The sequence below is a fragment of the Streptomyces sp. NBC_00513 genome (assembly GCF_041431415.1).
Lineage (GTDB): Bacteria > Actinomycetota > Actinomycetes > Streptomycetales > Streptomycetaceae > Streptomyces.
Window position 1 is genome coordinate 634686 of record NZ_CP107845.1, and the last position, 15632, is coordinate 650317.

Here is a 15632-nt window from a genome sequence, read left to right on the forward strand (position 1 = left end):
TGTCCGCCGGCCGCAGTGTGGTCTGCGGCCGGCGGACACCTCGCCCCCCGTCGCCCGGCCGTTCCCGGCTACGCGGTGCCCGCCATGCTGGCGAACACGACGACGTTGCTGTCGTAGTAGTGCTTCTTCGGGTCGAAGTCGCCGCCGCAGGTGACCAGGCGAAGGCCCGCGTGGTCGAGGTTCTTGTAGACCTCGACCGTGGGGAACTTGGCCTTCGGGTACTCGGCGACCCGGTCCACCTTGAAGGTGACCGTCTTGTTGTCCCGGCGGGCCACCTTGATGGTGTCACCGGCCTTCATGGTCTTCAGCTTCTCGAACACGGCCGACGCGCCGTTCCAGGTGACATGGCCGGCGATCACGGCGGGCCCTTGGGAGCCGGGGGTCGGACCCGGTTCGTACCAGCCCGCGAGATCGGGGTTCTTGGGGGTCTCCATGGTTCCGTCCGTCTTCTGACGGAGCGTTTCCAGGGAACTGGACAAGCCGAGGGACGGGATCGTGATCTTCTGCGGCTCCGAGCGGGCGAGCGCGGGCTTGGCCCCGGCCGCATCCGTGCCGCCGTGCGACCCGCCGGCGGACCCCGTCTGGTGGCCGCCGGTGGAGGGCTTGCCGGACGGCGTACCTCCGGTGGCGGCGCCTGCGGGTGCCCCGCCTTGCGGGGCCTGACCCTGCTGGGCCTGGCCGGCGGGAGCGGGGGGCGCCGCCGTGTCCTCGCCGCCGCACCCCGCGAGGAGCAGGGTGGCGAGGGCGGCTCCGGCCAGCGGGACGACGGTCCTGCGGCGGCGCGGCCGGGGGGTGGACGCGGTGGGCACGCGGCCCTCGGCGGGCTTCACGCGGCCTTCCCGGTGTTCTCCGTACGGACGGGGACCAGGGCGGCGCGCCTGCGCCTGATGGCCACCGCACCGGCCATCGCGGCGGCCGCGGCGAGCGCCGCCCCGGTCATCGTCGTCGCCGACACCGACGCCTGCCGCGGAGAACCGCCGCCCGTCTCGACGCCACCGACCGGAATGGATCCCACGGACGCTCCCTTGACCTCGCCGCAGTTGGTCGGAGCCGTGGCCTCCTGGGGCAGCTTCGGGTCGAGTTCGCTCTTGCCGGCCCCGTCGAAGTCGTACTTGTCGTCGTTGTTGCGGTCGATGCCGTGCTGCACGATGTGCAGGTCCTTGATGTGGTCGACGACGTCCTGCCCGACGGTGATCGTCCGGTTGTAGGAGAGCTTGCCCGTGTTGTCGGCGACGGGCATGCGCTCCACGGCGAGACCACTGGTCGCCTTGGTGTCCCCGGACGTGGTGAGGGAGATGTTGATGTCGCCGTAGTCGACCGTGGCCTCGGTGTTGCTGAGGATCCCGTCGCCGTCGGTGTCGTCGCTCGCGTCCGGGCAGTGGAAGTTGTGCCCCTTGGTCGATCCGTGCAGGTGCTGGGCCGACGGTTGTCCGGGCACCATGCCCTCGGACTCTATCTGCACGGTCAGTTGGTTGCCCTTGAGGCTGAGCATGACGGTACCTCGGGAACCGGAGTCGTTCAGCTGTGCCAGGTCGATCTGGTACGCCTTCCCGGCCTGCGCGAGGGCTGGGCCGGAAAGCCCCAGGGTCAGGAAGACGGCGGCGGGCACGGTGGCGAGCACCACGAGGCGACCAGTTCGCTTGACTATCACATTCGCTCCTGCTCCGTGTATTCCCGGGAAGGGAATCGCAGATGGTACGGGGATGAGATGATCCCCCGGAAAGGGTCTCGCTGGTACTTCGGGGCCCCAACGCCCTTGGATTGGTGCTTGGTTGAAGAATTTTTCGAAAGTTCGGCGATCCGTGTCCCGACCAGTGGGAACGTCCTCGAAAAAGCGGGCGCGACGACACTCCGTCGCCTCGGCGTCACCCGGCCGACTGCCAGGGCGAGTAGGTCTCCATGGAGATGTCGCGGCCATGCGCATGAATGTGGACGGGAATCACCGGGCGGCTGCCTTTACCCCTGCGTGGGAATACCAGGCGCCGTCCTGCGACGCCTCGCGCCTTCGCTCGACGTGGTGTCGACCCTCGTCCGGATCTCGTCACCCACGGTGGGAAAGGCGTCGTCCGCTGTTACGCGGCCGCCCTCGTCGTGGCCGAGAGCGGGCCCCCGGTCATCCAGATGCGTGACATCTCGTCCGCCACGACCGGGGAGCCGGCAGCCTCGCAGAGCATTTCCGAAAGCACGAGGATCCCGTGCGCGGTGCGCCTCGGCTCCCTGTTCCGGTGCAGCCAGACGACCGCGTTGTTCATGGGGCGTCGCCCCAGGGTGAGGCCCGTCCGCCTCACGTCCGCCGCCCTCTCCAGGGCGGAACACCCTCCGCCGAACGGCAGGGCCTCCGCTCGGCGGATTCCAGGTGGCGCGACCGAGTCCCGCACATGACGGAAATAGCCTTCGGGCGGAGCCTGACCGTTCTCGTAGGTGTTACGGAATCCGACGATGCGAAGGCCCGCATTCTGCGCCCTGAGCTCGATGTAGAGCTCGATGAACAATCCCCTCAGCTGAATGCGTACGGGGAGGTACTGCATCCTCCCTTCACCGTGACCCGCCCGTCTGGTAAAGCCCTGCGCCTTCGCCGCTCTCGATCGTATGGTCAAAGCGAGGAGGCGGTACGCGTCCACCGACGCGCTCTCCACGGAGAACGACACGGGTTTCAACATGGCAGCACACATCAGGTTGCGGATCCGGAACTCGGACTGCCCAGAGGGAAGTCGACCGCGATCGGTTCGATCCTGCTGCACTCACGCACGACACATCCACCGCCTTCGATGTAATCCCGATCTTCGACGGGTTGAATCATCCGCGTCGCCGGGCCTGGTTCGGTCCGGTCCTTTGTAGTCGTCAGAGCAACAGCGGTGCCAATACTTGGCCTCTGATGCCAAAAACTCATCGCGTGATCCCGTGTCGCCGAAGGCAGGGACGAGCCGGCCGCTCGCGGTTCCTCACGGGCCGGCCGCGTCCTGCTCGCCGGAGACCGGGGCCGGCGTCCGCGCGGCCGGGCTCGAAGACCGGAGCCGGCCACTTGCCCTGCGCACCCCACCCGCAAAGTATGATCGAGCAATGTCTGACACGACCGAGACCACGCCCGGCTGGCTGACCGCGGACGAACTGGAGACGGCTCGCGCCCGCATGCCGATCCTCTACGTGGACGCGGTGCCCGTGCGCGTGGACGACAGCGGCGAAGTCACCAGCATCGGACTGCTGCTGCGCATCGGTCCGGACGGAACGGTCAGCCGGACCCTGGTGTCCGGTCGCGTCCTGCACCACGAGCGGGTCCGTGACGCGTTGCTGCGTCATCTGGAGAAGGACCTCGGCCCGGTGGCCCTGCCTCGGGTTCCCGCCTCGCCCCAGCCCTTCACCGTCGCCGAGTACTTCCCCACGGCCGGTGTCACCTCCTACCACGACCCGCGCCAGCACGCGGTCTCCCTCGCCTACATCGTGCCGGTGGCCGGCGACTGCCGGCCCCGGCAGGACGCGCTGGACCTGGTCTGGTTCAGCCCGCAGGAGGCTGCTTCGCAGGCCGTGCAGAGCGAAATGCCGGGCGGGCACGAGGTGTTGCTGAAGCAGGCACTCGCACACGTCGGCCTGGTCTACTGACGGATCCGTCTGCACACAGTGCCGCCGCGCGCCCCCGGCCCACCGGGGGCGCGGCAAGACTCCTGGTTCTGCCCGTTCCGGGGCGACCGGCTGGAGGTCGTCGACGAGGGGCTCCGGGCTCTGCGGGTCACCGCGATGTCGCTCGCGGAGTTCGGGCGGTGGCGCGGGCTTCCCGCCGTCGTCCCGTCGGACGACCGTCCGCGCTGAGGCGAGTGGACTCACGAACAGTGCCTGGAGGCCTTGGCACGGTTCGAGGAGATCCGGCGGGAGGGCCATGCCCCTCCCCTGGACCCCTCCGTCCTCGGCGCCATCGAGGAAGTCGTCGGCTGGATGCGCGGGGCACGGACGGCCCTGCTGCGCCCCGCGCAGGCACGCCCCGGCTCCGGGATCGTGGGCTTCGTCTCCTGGGGGGCGGGCCTGGAGGGCGGGCCGGGATCGGTGCGCCGGGCTTGCCCCGGGGCGCCGACATGCCTTCGAGCTGCGGAAATGTGGACCCGGTCGCCGACAAGATGCCGAGTCGTCGGTGTGTGACTAGCCTTTGTTGATGAGAGCCGCAACTGCGGGGAGCATTCTCGACCCCCAGTGATGCGCCACAGCGCGAGGCTTGATCGAGCGCCCCAGTCCAAAAGATCCGCGACCCGACGAGGACGCGTTGACAGTGGGGACGCCATCGCATTGGTGTGGTCATCTGCGCGAGCCGCGCGCATCCCCCGCGCGCGACGGCATCGGCTCCCGTGTCGCCGTGAGTGGCACACAAGAGAAGGGGAACAACCATGCAAGGACTGAGAGTGAAGCGGCTCTTCGCCATTTCGGCCGCCGGTGTTCTGATGGCCGGGGGCGCCGCCCTCGGTGCAGCCGGCACGGCCTCGGCGGCAGCCCCCACCCACTCCGTCAGCTCTGTGAGCCACGGTGGCGGCTGGGATGACGACGACGACCACGGCTACAACCACGGCTGGTACGACGACGATGACGACTGGGGTGGTTGGGGCGGAGGTTACGGCGACGACTGCTGAACAGGCATGACGGACCCGGTCCGCCGGTTCGAGGAGCCACGCTCTCCGGCATCGGTCGGCCTGGTCCATCAGCCCCAGCGCACAGGGTTCCCGCACCGGCCCGTCGACTGAGCCGGTGCGGGAGCCTTCGGCCGCCGACCCGCAGCGCGTGGAGGTCGGCGCGGCGCCCCCGTACCCCGGTCCGTCCGTCCGAGACGGCGACCCGAGGCACCGGGGGCACAGGTGGTCCGGGTCGGTCCTAGTTGCCGATGCCGGCGCTGCCGATACCCGTGTTGCCGATGCCCGCGCTGCCGATGCCCGAGTTGTCGATACCGGCGTTGCCGATGCCCGAGTTGACAATGCCGGCGTTGCCGATGCCCCAGTTGCCGATACCGGCGTTGCCCACACCCGAGTTGCCGATGCCCGCGTTGCCGACACCTCCGTCGGCGGCGGCCACGGCGGCTCCGCCGAGGGTCAGGACCGCAGCGGTACCCGCGACAGCCGCCATGCGAAGAAGACGTGCACGCATCATCACATACCTCCTGTTTTCTACTGATTCCTCCATATCTCTAGCACGCTGATCTCACGAACACCCGGCGCGACCTCGCGCACGCACCCGTGTGGCGCACGCCGGGCAGGCGGGGCCCTCCGCCCGGTAGGCGTGCCGGCACCACCGCCGCCCGGTGCTTTCGCGCGCCGGTGCTTTCACGGGTACGGGACCGCTCAGCTCGTGGCGGCTGTCTCGACGGTGATCTCGGCACAGCGGGTGACGACCGCGGCGAGATCGCCTCCGGCGCGCAGGAGCTCGCGCTGCACACGGGCGCCGTTGCCTTCCCGGAGCAGGACTTCGAGGCCCTCGCTGACCAGTGCGTCGTCCCCGTGGTCGAGGAGCGCCTCCCGCACGTGCCGGTAGAGGGCGTCGACCGCCTCCTCGGGCGAGGTCTGCCGCATCGTCTCGGGATGCAGCAGGAAACCTTCCAGACCCGAGCGCCCCGCCTGCCAGGCCGCCAGCCGCAGCAGGCTCGTACTGACCGGGGCGGGCGGTTCCCCGGCGCGCCAGGACCGGGCGGCCGTCTCGACGAGGCCTCGTACGAGAGCGGCCAGCAGGACCGGGGTCGACCCGTCGAGGCAGACGTCCGCGGCCCTCACCTCGACGGTGGGATACGCCGCCGACAGCCGGGCGTCGAACCAGATCATCCCCTCGTCGTGGAGCACACCGCTGTCGACCATGGCCCGGACCTGGCGTCGGTAGCCGTCGGCGGACCCGAAGAGGTCCACGGGACCGGCGGACGGCAGCCGGTTCCACACCCGGCTCCGATAGCTCCCGTACCCGGTGTCCTGGCCCTGCCAGAAGGGCGAGTTCGCACTGAGCGCGGTCAGGACGGCGAGCCAGGGCCGCATCCGGTCGAGCACCGCTACGCCCTCTTCGTCCGACTCCACCGACACGTGGATGTGGCAGCCGCAGGTCAGCTGCTCCTGCGCCGTCAGCCCGAACTGCTCGGCCACCCACTGGTAGCGGCGGCCGGTGTTCAAGGAGGGCTCCACCGGCAGCGGCGAGGTGCCCAGGGCGGCCACGACCGCGCCGACGCCTTCCGCGTGCCGCGCCGCCTCCCTGCGCCACCGACCGATCTCGCGCGCCAGGTCGCCCATGTCCGTGACCGGCTTGGTGGCGAACTCGACCTGCTCCTTGGCGAGCTCCCTCTCGAAGGTGTGGCCCCGCTCCCAGTCGTCCTTCGGACGCTGCCCGGCGGACCGGTCCGCCGCCTCCAGGACGTGCCCCGACAGGGCCAGCGGAACACCGCTGGTGGCGTCCACCAGGAGCAGTTCCTCTTCCACGCCCACACTTCGCATGCCTTCACCCATCACATCGCCGATCAGATGCGCCCCGTCTTCCCCAGACCGCCCCCGGCCATGCGGGCCGCCCCGAACGGTGCTGCGGGGCCCGCCGGGCCCACAGGGGAAGAGGGCCGAGAACCGGCCGAGCAGGGGCGTCCGAGCCGACCCTGGTCCCGGACACGAAAGCACCGCGACCCGGTGTTGTCTCGCCGGCGCGCGGCGCGGGACGGACACCCACCCGGATGTCCCGTCCGCCGCTCACGACGTTCACCGTCATGGAGCAGTTTGTGCGTACTCCAACAAACCCAGACCCGGGCACCCGGACAAACCCGGGCACCCGGACGCCGAGCCCCTCGACACCGCGGTCGTGGCCTGGAGGGGCCGCGGACCCCGCGCCCGGGCTCGGCACGGCCCTGGCGGGGGCCGGGTCGGAACGTCGCCGTAGGCTGGGCGGGTGACCTTGCGCAGTCTTCACGACCGAGCCGCCCTGGCCGACCGCTTCCGGCGCGACCCGGCGATGCACCTGATGGAACTCGGCGACCTGGACGACCTGTTGTGGCCGCACACCAGTTGGTACACGGTGTCGCGGGACGGCCCGGTCGCCTTGGTGTACTCGGTCGGCTCCATCCCGACCGTGCTCGCCTTCGCCCGCCCCGAGGAGGGCGCCCGGCTGGAGGAACTCGCCGGGGCGCTGGCGCCGATCCTCCCCCGGCGCTTCTTCGGTCACCTCACGGGAGCCGCGGGCAAGGTGCTGGAAGCGGCGTACGAGGCAAGGCCCCACGGCACCCTGCTGCGCATGGCGCTCGCGGACCCCGACCGTGCCGCTCGACACCCGGCCGGTCCGTGGCGGCCCGCCCCGCTGGACCGGAGCGACCTGCCGGAGCTGCTCGCGCTGTTCGAGCAGGCCTACCCGGGCAACTGGTTCGACCACCGGATGCTCGACACCGGGCAGTACCTGGGAGCCCGGCAGGACGGGCGGCTGGTGGCGGTCGCGGGCGTGCACGTCCACTCGGCCACCTACCGGGTCGCGGCGATCGGGAACGTCACCACGCATCCCGAGGTGCGCGGGCAGGGCGCGGGCGGGGCGTGCGTCGCCGCGCTGTGTCGGCGGCTGGGGCAGAGTGTGGACCACATCGGGCTCAACGTCCGCGCGGACAACGCCACGGCTGTCGGGCTCTACCGCAGGCTCGGCTTCACCGAGGTCACCGAGTTCGCCGAGGCCACCTTCACCGCGCGGGCGGCGACCGACTGACACGAGCGGGGCCCTGGAATATCGCGTGCCGTGCCGTCGGCGAGAGAGCAGACTCGCTCCATGGCGGACATACAGGCATTCCGGAACGCGGTCGATGACTGGGCGAGCGGCGGCCCGGGCGGGCCGGCCGGCGAACTGGCGATGCTGCTGGGGCTACGGACCGCGGTGCTCCTGGAAGGCCCGAGCGACCTCGCGGCCGTGGAGGCGCTGACCGTACGACGTGGCCGCGACCTTGCCGCCGAGGGGGTGTGCGTCGTGTCGATGGGCGGGGCGATGAGCGTCGGCCGCTACGCCGGCCTCCTCGGACCACCCGGCCTCGGCCTGCGCCTGACGGGATTGTGCGACGAGCGCGAACGGCCCTTCTACGAGCGCGGCTTGGAACGCGCGGGGGCGCCGTGCCGGGACGTCTTCGCGTGCGTGGCGGACCTTGAGGAGGAGCTCATCCGCGCGCTGGGCGCGGCCAGGGTCGAGGAGATCGTACGGGCCGAGGACGACGACCTCCGTGCCTGGCAGACCTTCCTGCGCCAGCCCGCCCAACACGATCGACCTCGGCACCGGCAGTTGCGGCGCTTCCTCGGCACGAGGAAGGGCCGCAAGATCCGATACGGTCGCCTCCTCGCGGAAGCCCTCGACCCCGGGCAGGTGCCGGCCCCGCTCGACGACCTGCTGAAGAGCCTGTGACCGACGCACGTCGGCCGGGTTGCCGAACCCCAGCGGATGCGCGTCCCAGGGGGCTGCTCTAGCGTCGAAAGGGGAGGGAAGGCCCTGCCGGGCCGGTCCGGTGCGGGAGCCCGGGCCCGGTGGCCACACATCGGCCGCATGCGCTCGGCACCGATCCCAAGCGGATCCGGGGCATCCATGTCCCGGGCCGCGCGATCATCCCGGAGAGCAGGTGCGTTCCATGCGCGCGTCGACCCGATTCGCAGGTGTCCTCGCCGGCCTGACCCTCGCGCTCGGCGGAGCGGGCTTCATCGCCCCCGCCGCCCACGCGGACGTCACGGCCTGCATCAACCAGGTCGAGCGGGAGCTCCAGGGCGGCGAAGCCCCGGACTCGATCCGGATGGCGTGTTACGTCGGCTTGACCGGCGACCACGCACAGTGCGTCTCCGGCCTGACCGCGGGCGGCGTGACCAACGGGACCGCGGTCTCGGCCTGCCGGGTGGCCCCCAACTAGGGCTCCGCGACTCCCCGTACGAAACGGCCGGTTCGGCCCCGCACACGAGGGTGTGTGCGGGGCCGCTCGCTGTCTTCGGGGAGGCCGCTCGGGAGGGCGAATGGAGCCGGTCAGTCGTGCAACTGCTGCTGCCAGTCCTGCGGGACCCGTCCGGCCGGGCCCGGCGCCGGCTGATCCGCGGGGTGCTCGCCGGGTGGCGTCAGCTCGGGCCCGGACTCGTACAGCGCGTTCTTGGCGTAATCCCAGAACCACTCCTCGCCCGGCTCGAAGCTCTGCACCACGGGGTGACCGGTGGACTTCCAGTGGGCGGTGGCGTGCTGGGCCGGCGAGGAGTCGCAGCAGCCGATGTGGCCGCACTGGGCGCAGCGCCGTAGGTGGACCCACCAGCCGCCCGCCGCGTCGCAGTCGACACAGCCGGTGCCGGAAGGCGCGGCGCTCGGGTCGATTCCGTCGATTCCGCCTGTTCCTGTCATGCGGGCTCCTCGGTGGTCTCGGTCTCGGTTTCAGTCGCGGTTTCGGTTCCGGCCTCGGGTGCGGCATCGGCTTCCGAGGCGGTCAGGGGCAGCAGCACCTGGAAGCGGGTGTCACCCGGTTCGGACTCGACGTGGAGGCTTCCGTGGTGCTTGCTCACGACGATGCGCCAGGAGATGTCCAGGCCGAGCCCGGTGCCTTCACCGACCGGTTTGGTGGTGAAGAAGGGGTCGAAGATGCGGCTGCGGATGTCCGCGGGGATCCCGGGGCCGGTGTCGCGGAACTCCACGAGCAGCCGGTCCCCCTCCCGTGCCGTGCGGACCGTCAGGGTGCCGTCGCGGCCGGTGCTGCCGATGGCGAAGACGGCGTTGTCGATGAGGTTGGTCCACACCTGGTTGAGTTCCGCCGGATAGGCGGGCACGTCCGGCACGGAACGGTCGTACTCCTTGACGACGCGCACCCGGGGGCCGATCTTGCCGGACAGCATCAGCAGGGTGCTGTCGAGGAGTTCGTGCACGTCGACGACCCGGTGCGGGGCCCGGTCGAGCTGGGAGTACTGCTTGGCGGCGTCCACGAGGTGGGAGATGCGGGTGGTGGAGTCGTCGATCTCGTCCATCAACAGTTCGGTCTCGACGGTGTAGTTGAGCCAGCCGATCGCCCCGGGCAGGACGTCCTCGGCGACGGTCGCGGCGACCTGCTCCAGCCAGTCGATGTCGAGCCCGGCCTGCACGAAGGTGGGCGCGATGCGCCAACCCTCCGGGATGCCGTGGTCGTCGAGCCAGTCGGCGAGTTCGTCCTCGCGGTCGGATGCCTCCAGGGGGCTCAACACCGGAGCCTTGGCGACGCGTTCGGCGGTGCGGTCCTGGATCTCGATGAGGTCGGCCAGGGCCTCGCGGGAGTAGGGGCCCTGGGCGATGACCGCCAGCTTGTGCCGCATCTTGCCCACCCGTTCGCGCAGCGTCGCGGTGGCCCGGACGGCGGCCGCGGCCGGGTTGTTGAGCTCGTGGGTGAGTCCGGCGGACAACGAGCCGAGAGCCAGCAGCCGTTCGCGCTGCCCGATGGCCCGCTGGGTGTTCTTCGAACCGAAGAAGAGCCCCTCCAACAGGTGGGCGGCCATCGGGAACCATTCCTGCATGACGTCCGCGAACGACTGCGCGGGCAGCACGAAGAACCGGGTCGGCTCCGTCACCCGCATCGAGTTGTTGTACGTCTGCGGTACCCGGTCGCCCAGGTACGCCTGCATGGCTCCCGAGTACACGCCGCGCTGGGAGGTACGGCTCACCTCGACGTCGTCGCCGCCGACCCGGCGGGACAGTACGACGGTGCCCTCGATCATCACGTAGAAGCAGGTGGCCGGGTCGCCCTCGGTGTACACCGGGCCGGGCTCGAACCGCTCCACCCGCCCCTCGCCGCACAGCCTCCCGAGCTGCTCCGGGGAGAGCTTCTCGAACAGGAACAGCGACGCGATCTCCTGCGGACCGCAGGGCATGATCTGCCCGCTCATGACTGCTCCAGATACCGGTGGACGAGCATCACGGCCATGGCTCCCTCTCCGACTGCGGACGCGACGCGCTTCGCGGACCGGGCGCGAGCGTCGCCCGCCACGAAGACGCCGGGAACGTTGGTTTCCAGGTGGTAGGGCGGACGGTCCAGTTCCCACTCGGCCGGTGGTCGCCCGTCCGACGTCAGGTCCGGTCCGGCCAGGATGAAGCCGTGCTCGTCGCGCAGCACCGTGCCGTCCAGCCAGTCGGTCAACGGAGCCGCGCCGATGAAGACGAACATCCACTGCGCGTCGACGAGTTCGGTCACTCCGCTGTCCACGTCCCGGAGCGTCAGCTGTTCCAGGTGTCCGTCGCCGTGCGCGGCATCGACGACGGTCCGGGTGCGCACCGTGATGTTCGGCGCCTCTTCGATCTGCTGGATCAGGTAGTACGACATCGACGCGGTCAGGGAATCTCCGCGCACCAGCAGGGTCACCGACTTCGCACCCCGCGCGAGGTACATCGCCGCCTGCCCGGCGGAGTTGGCGCCACCGACGATGTACACGTCCTGCTCCAGGCAGGAGGCGGCCTCGGTGAGCGAGGAGCCGTAGTACACCCCGCAGCCGGTCAGGTCGTCGCAGCCCGGTGCCCGGAGCTGCCGGTACGACACGCCGGTCGCCAGGATGACGCTGTGCGCGGCGACCGTCGAACCGTCGGAGAAGCGGACGACGCGCGCCGAGCCGTTGACCTCCAGCCCCGTGACCTCGCGCGCGGTGAGGATCTCGGCTCCGAACCGGCCTGCCTGGCGGCGCGCGCGATCCGTGAGCTGCGCGCCCGACACGCCGTCCGGAAAACCGAGGTAGTTCTCGATGCGGGAGCTCTGCCCGGCCTGCCCGCCGGTCGCGGACCGCTCGACCAGTACCGTCCTCAGCCCCTCGGAGGCCCCGTACACGGCCGAGCCCAGCCCGGCCGGGCCACCGCCGATCACGACGAGGTCGTAGAAGTCGGCGGCCGGTGTCGTCGCGAGCCCCACCCGGGCCGCCAACTCGGCCGCCTCCGGCTCGATCAGCACGCCGCCGTCCGGAGTGACCACCAGCGGGAGTCGCTGCCCGTCGGCCCCGGCCGCCTCCAGCAGCCGCCGTCCCTCGGGCTCGTCGGAGGAGTACCAGCGGTACGGCACCTGGTTGCGGGCCAGGAACTCCCGCACCTCGGAGGAGCGCGCCGACCAACGGTGCCCGATCACCTTGGTGGCGGGCACCGGCTTGTGGTCGCTGGAGCGCCAGGCCAGCAGCAGGTCGTCGATGACCGGGTAGAGCTTCTCCTCCGGCGGGTCCCACGGCTTGAGCAGGTAGTGGTCGAGGTCGACGACGTTGATCGCGTCGATGGCCGCGTTGGTGTCGGCGTACGCGGTCAGCAGCACGCGCCGCGCGCCTGGGTACACGCTCAGGGCCTGTTCGAGGAACTCGATGCCGTTCATCTGCGGCATGCGGTAGTCGGCCAGGATCGCGGCCACCAGGTCGCCGCGCAGCTTCAGCTCGCGCAGCGCCTCCAGCGCCGACTCGCCGGACTCGGCCCGCACGATCCGGTAGGTGGCGCCGTAGCGTCGCCTCAGGTCGCGGGCGATGGCACGGGAGACCCCCGGGTCGTCGTCCACGGTCAGGATGACGGTCCGCGCTGTGTCGGCCACCTCTGCCATACGTCCTCTCCCACCCCGAGTCCGAGGGGCACGGCAAGCCGCCCGCGCCGGTTCCCGCCCATCGTATGTTCGATCGTCCGGGGTCGCTCCGGGACACCGGGGACTGTGCACTCCCCTGCGGGACAGATCACCGCATCGAGGTAACACCCCTGGCATTCGGGGGCCGATCGGGTGCACCGACCGTTAGCGTGCTCATGGATCCGGGCGGATTGCCCGCATATTCGTCCCTCAGTTTTTCTTCTTTCACCGGTGACGTGGACGCGCGCCGACGCACCGCCCTTCCGAAGGAGAGCCTGCCCGATGACCGTGGACACGAGCCCCGAGGCGCAGTCGCAACCCCGGCAGAGCAGCCTGGGCACGGCGGCTGCCCGCAACCTTGCCACCACGACCAAGTCCGCCCCTCAGATGCAGGAGATCACCTCCCGGTGGCTGCTGCGGATGCTCCCCTGGGTGGAGACCAAGGGCGGCACGTATCGGGTGAACCGTCGACTGAGTTACACGGTCGGCGACGGGCGCATCGAGTTCGTCCAGGACGGGGCCCACGTCCGGGTGATCCCCCGCGAGCTCGGCGAACTCGCCCTGCTGCGCGACTTCGACGACGTGGACGTACTGACCGCGCTCGCCGGCCGTTGCGTCCAGCGTGACTTCCGTGCCGGAGAGGTGTTGGTCGAGCGCGGCACTCCGGCGGGGCAGATCCACCTGATCGCCCACGGCCGCGTCGGCCAGACGGCTGTGGGCAAGTACGGTGACGAGGTCGAACTCGCCGTACTGGCCGACGGCGACCGGTTCGGCGAGCACGCCCTGCTGGACGCCGACGCGAGGTGGGACCACACCGCCACGGCCGAGACCGCCGGCACCCTCCTCACCCTGTCGCGCGCGGACTTCGACGCCGTGCTCGCCACGGCACCGCAGCTCCGGGCCCACGTCCGGCGGTTCGCGTCCCTTCCGCTGCAACGGCAGAACAAGCACGGCGAGGCCGAGATCGCGATGTCGGCCGGTCACACCGGTGAGGCCGATCTGCCCGGCGCCTTCGTCGACTACGAACTGAACCCGCGCGAGTACGAACTGTCCATCGCCCAGACCGTACTGCGGGTCCACACGCGGGTCGCCGACCTCTACAACGAGCCGATGAACCAGACCGAGGAGCAGCTCAGGCTCGTCATCGAGGCGCTGCGGGAGCGCCAGGAATACGAGTTGATCAACAATCGGGAGTTCGGGCTGCTCCACAACGCCGCGTTCAAGCAGCGGATCCAGACCCATTCCGGGCCCGCCACCCCGGACGACCTCGACGAGTTGCTCTGCCGTCGCCGCGGCTCGAAGTTCTTCCTCGCCCATCCCAAGGCCATCGCGGCGATCGGGCGCGAGTTCAACGCGCGCGGGCTGTATCCGGATCACGTCGACCTCGGCGGACAGCAGGTGCCGGCCTGGCGTGGGGTCCCCATCCTGCCGTGCAGCAAGATCCCCATCAGCAAGGAGAACACCACCTCGATCCTCGTGATGCGCACCGGCGAGGACAAGCAGGGCGTCATCGGTCTGCACCAGACCGGTCTGCCGGAGGAGTACGAGCCGGGCCTGTCGGTGCGGTTCATGGGAATCGACGAGCGGTCGATCATCTCCTACCTGGTCAGCACCTACTACTCCGCCGCCATCCTGGTGCCCGACGCGCTCGGTGTCCTGGAGAACGTGCAGATCGCCCGCAGGCACGGCTAGGCCTCGACCGTGCGAGAGAACCGGATCAGCCCGCCCCCTCACCCAGGAACCAAGGAGCCTCGGATGTCCGATCCCGGGCCTTCCCCTCGGCAGTCGAGCCTGCCCGCAGCCGCGGTCCACTTCGGGACCCACGGTCACGGCCGGGGAGTCGACGCCTTCGGCGGCGGCCGGCCCGCCATCCCCGCGGCGCCCGCACCGCCTCCGGCCCGACCGCTTCCCCGGGCACCCGCCCTGTTCTCGGCCCCCGTCCTGCCCGGGGCTTCCGCCCTGCCCGAGGTTTCGGCCCTGTCCGGGGTTTCCGCACCCGCCGAAGTGGCCGTACCCACAGCGCCCGCTCCCGCCCCGCGGCGGATCCTGGGCGGCCCCAATGGTCTGGGTACGGCGGGGCTGTATCCGACCCGCCGCGAGGAAGCGTCCGCGCCTTCCACACCGGCCGCCGCGGGCAATCCGATCCCCGGTCTGCTCTACCACCCGGTGCCGGAGCCCGACCCCGTGCGGGTCGAGGAGGTCGGCCGACGGATCAAGGCTTGGGCGGTGGACGAGGTCCAGTTGTTCCCGCCGGACTGGGAGGACCAGTTCGACGGCTTCTCCCTCGGCCGGTACATGGTGGCCTGTCATCCGGACGCGCCGACCGTCGACCACGTGATGATCGCGACGCGGCTGATGGCCGCCGAGAACGCCCTCGACGACTGCTACTGCGAGGACCACGGGGGTTCGCCCGTCGGCCTCGGCGGACGCCTCCTTCTGGCGCACACCGCCCTCGACCCCCTCCACACGACGACCGAGTACCAGCCGGAGTGGGCGGAGTCGCTCCATTCGGACGCCCCGCGGCGCGGATACCGCTCGGCCATGGAGTACTTCGTGCGGGAGGCGAGCCCCTCCCAGGCCGACCGGTACCGGCACGACATGGCCCGGCTGCACCTGGGATACCTCGCGGAGGCCGCCTGGGCGCAGACGGAATACGTGCCGGAGGTGTGGGAGTACCTGGCGATGCGGCAGTTCAACAACTTCCGCCCCTGTCCGACCATCACGGACACGGTCGGCGGCTATGAACTGCCGGCGGACCTGCACGCGCAGCCGGCCGTGCAACGGGTCATCGCGCTCGCCGGCAACGCCACCACCATCGTCAACGACTTGTACTCGTACACCAAGGAGCTCGCCGCTCCGGGACTCCACCTGAACCTGCCCGTGGTGATCGCGGAACGCGAGGGCGTCTCGGCCCGCGACGCCTACCTGAAGGCGGTCGAGGTCCACAACGACCTCATGCGCTCCTTCGAGGGCGCCGCCGCCGACCTGGCCGCCCAACTGCCCGACCCCGGCCTGTTGCGCTTCCTGCGGGGCGTGGCCGCCTGGGTCGACGGCAACCACCACTGGCACCAGACCAACACCTACCGCTACAGCCTGCCCGACTTCTGGTAAGGAC

Annotated in this window: 15 protein-coding genes; 7 read left to right on the forward strand and 8 right to left on the reverse strand. The window is 70.6% G+C overall.

Translation table 11 applies throughout. The features are described 5' to 3' along the window. Positions 1 to 68: 68 nt before the first annotated feature. From OHA84_RS03200 to OHA84_RS03210, 3 genes are all read right to left on the reverse strand, one after another. Positions 69 to 830 (reverse strand): class F sortase, encoded by a 762-nt coding sequence (locus OHA84_RS03200; RefSeq protein ID WP_266973529.1) that lies wholly within the window; start codon positions 828 to 830, stop codon positions 69 to 71. Then, positions 827 to 1651, reverse strand: a complete 825-nt coding sequence (locus OHA84_RS03205; protein ID WP_053683499.1) for a hypothetical protein — start codon at positions 1649 to 1651, stop codon at positions 827 to 829. Before OHA84_RS03205 ends, OHA84_RS03200 begins: the two co-directional genes overlap by 4 nt. Before the next feature lie 421 nt (positions 1652 to 2072). After that, a complete protein-coding gene (locus OHA84_RS03210; RefSeq protein WP_266973527.1) occupies positions 2073 to 2648 on the reverse strand; it encodes a ribosome-inactivating family protein in 576 nt (191 codons plus the stop codon). Positions 2649 to 3060: 412 nt separating this feature from the next. On the opposite strand from OHA84_RS03210, the gene OHA84_RS03215 reads away from it, so the two are divergent. Both OHA84_RS03215 and OHA84_RS03220 read left to right on the forward strand, forming a co-directional pair. Then, a complete protein-coding gene (locus tag OHA84_RS03215; protein WP_053683494.1) occupies positions 3061 to 3597 on the forward strand; it encodes an NUDIX hydrolase family protein in 537 nt (178 codons plus the stop codon). A 773-nt stretch (positions 3598 to 4370) separates the two neighbouring features. Further along, positions 4371 to 4610 (forward strand): hypothetical protein, encoded by a 240-nt coding sequence (locus OHA84_RS03220; RefSeq protein ID WP_159041605.1) that lies wholly within the window; start codon positions 4371 to 4373, stop codon positions 4608 to 4610. Positions 4611 to 4848: 238 nt separating this feature from the next. Here OHA84_RS03220 and OHA84_RS03225 read toward each other — a convergent pair whose 3' ends face one another. Together OHA84_RS03225 and OHA84_RS03230 are read right to left on the reverse strand one after the other, a co-directional pair. Beyond that, positions 4849 to 5121, reverse strand: coding sequence for a hypothetical protein (locus tag OHA84_RS03225; protein WP_266973525.1), 273 nt, complete (start codon positions 5119 to 5121; stop codon positions 4849 to 4851). Positions 5122 to 5312: 191 nt separating this feature from the next. Further along, positions 5313 to 6440 (reverse strand): glutamate--cysteine ligase, encoded by a 1128-nt coding sequence (locus OHA84_RS03230; RefSeq protein WP_053683524.1) that lies wholly within the window; start codon positions 6438 to 6440, stop codon positions 5313 to 5315. A 439-nt stretch (positions 6441 to 6879) separates the two neighbouring features. On the opposite strand from OHA84_RS03230, the gene OHA84_RS03235 reads away from it, so the two are divergent. From OHA84_RS03235 to OHA84_RS03245, 3 genes are all read left to right on the forward strand, one after another. Then, entirely contained in the window at positions 6880 to 7677 is a 798-nt protein-coding gene (locus tag OHA84_RS03235; RefSeq protein ID WP_053683488.1) for a GNAT family N-acetyltransferase, read from the forward strand. 60 nt (positions 7678 to 7737) lie between these two features. Further along, entirely contained in the window at positions 7738 to 8358 is a 621-nt protein-coding gene (locus OHA84_RS03240; protein ID WP_053683486.1) for a TOPRIM nucleotidyl transferase/hydrolase domain-containing protein, read from the forward strand. 220 nt (positions 8359 to 8578) lie between these two features. Continuing rightward, entirely contained in the window at positions 8579 to 8851 is a 273-nt protein-coding gene (locus OHA84_RS03245) for a hypothetical protein (protein WP_053683484.1), read from the forward strand. A gap of 110 nt (positions 8852 to 8961) precedes the next feature. Here the strand turns inward: OHA84_RS03245 and OHA84_RS03250 are convergent, their stop codons facing one another. The 3 genes from OHA84_RS03250 to OHA84_RS03260 are packed head-to-tail and all read right to left on the reverse strand — an operon-like array spanning position 8962 to position 12499. Next, on the reverse strand, positions 8962 to 9324 hold the full coding sequence (locus OHA84_RS03250) for a UBP-type zinc finger domain-containing protein (RefSeq protein WP_053683482.1): 363 nt from the start codon (positions 9322 to 9324) through the stop codon (positions 8962 to 8964). Then, positions 9321 to 10826, reverse strand: a complete 1506-nt coding sequence (locus OHA84_RS03255) for an ATP-binding protein (protein ID WP_266973524.1) — start codon at positions 10824 to 10826, stop codon at positions 9321 to 9323. Before OHA84_RS03255 ends, OHA84_RS03250 begins: the two co-directional genes overlap by 4 nt. Continuing rightward, positions 10823 to 12499, reverse strand: a complete 1677-nt coding sequence (locus OHA84_RS03260) for an FAD-dependent oxidoreductase (protein ID WP_266973522.1) — start codon at positions 12497 to 12499, stop codon at positions 10823 to 10825. Before OHA84_RS03260 ends, OHA84_RS03255 begins: the two co-directional genes overlap by 4 nt. A gap of 300 nt (positions 12500 to 12799) precedes the next feature. On the opposite strand from OHA84_RS03260, the gene OHA84_RS03265 reads away from it, so the two are divergent. Together OHA84_RS03265 and OHA84_RS03270 are read left to right on the forward strand one after the other, a co-directional pair. Further along, positions 12800 to 14209, forward strand: coding sequence for a family 2B encapsulin nanocompartment shell protein (locus tag OHA84_RS03265; RefSeq protein WP_266973520.1), 1410 nt, complete (start codon positions 12800 to 12802; stop codon positions 14207 to 14209). Positions 14210 to 14272: 63 nt separating this feature from the next. After that, positions 14273 to 15628, forward strand: coding sequence for a family 2 encapsulin nanocompartment cargo protein terpene cyclase (locus OHA84_RS03270; protein WP_266973518.1), 1356 nt, complete (start codon positions 14273 to 14275; stop codon positions 15626 to 15628). The last annotated feature ends 4 nt before the right edge of the window (positions 15629 to 15632 follow it).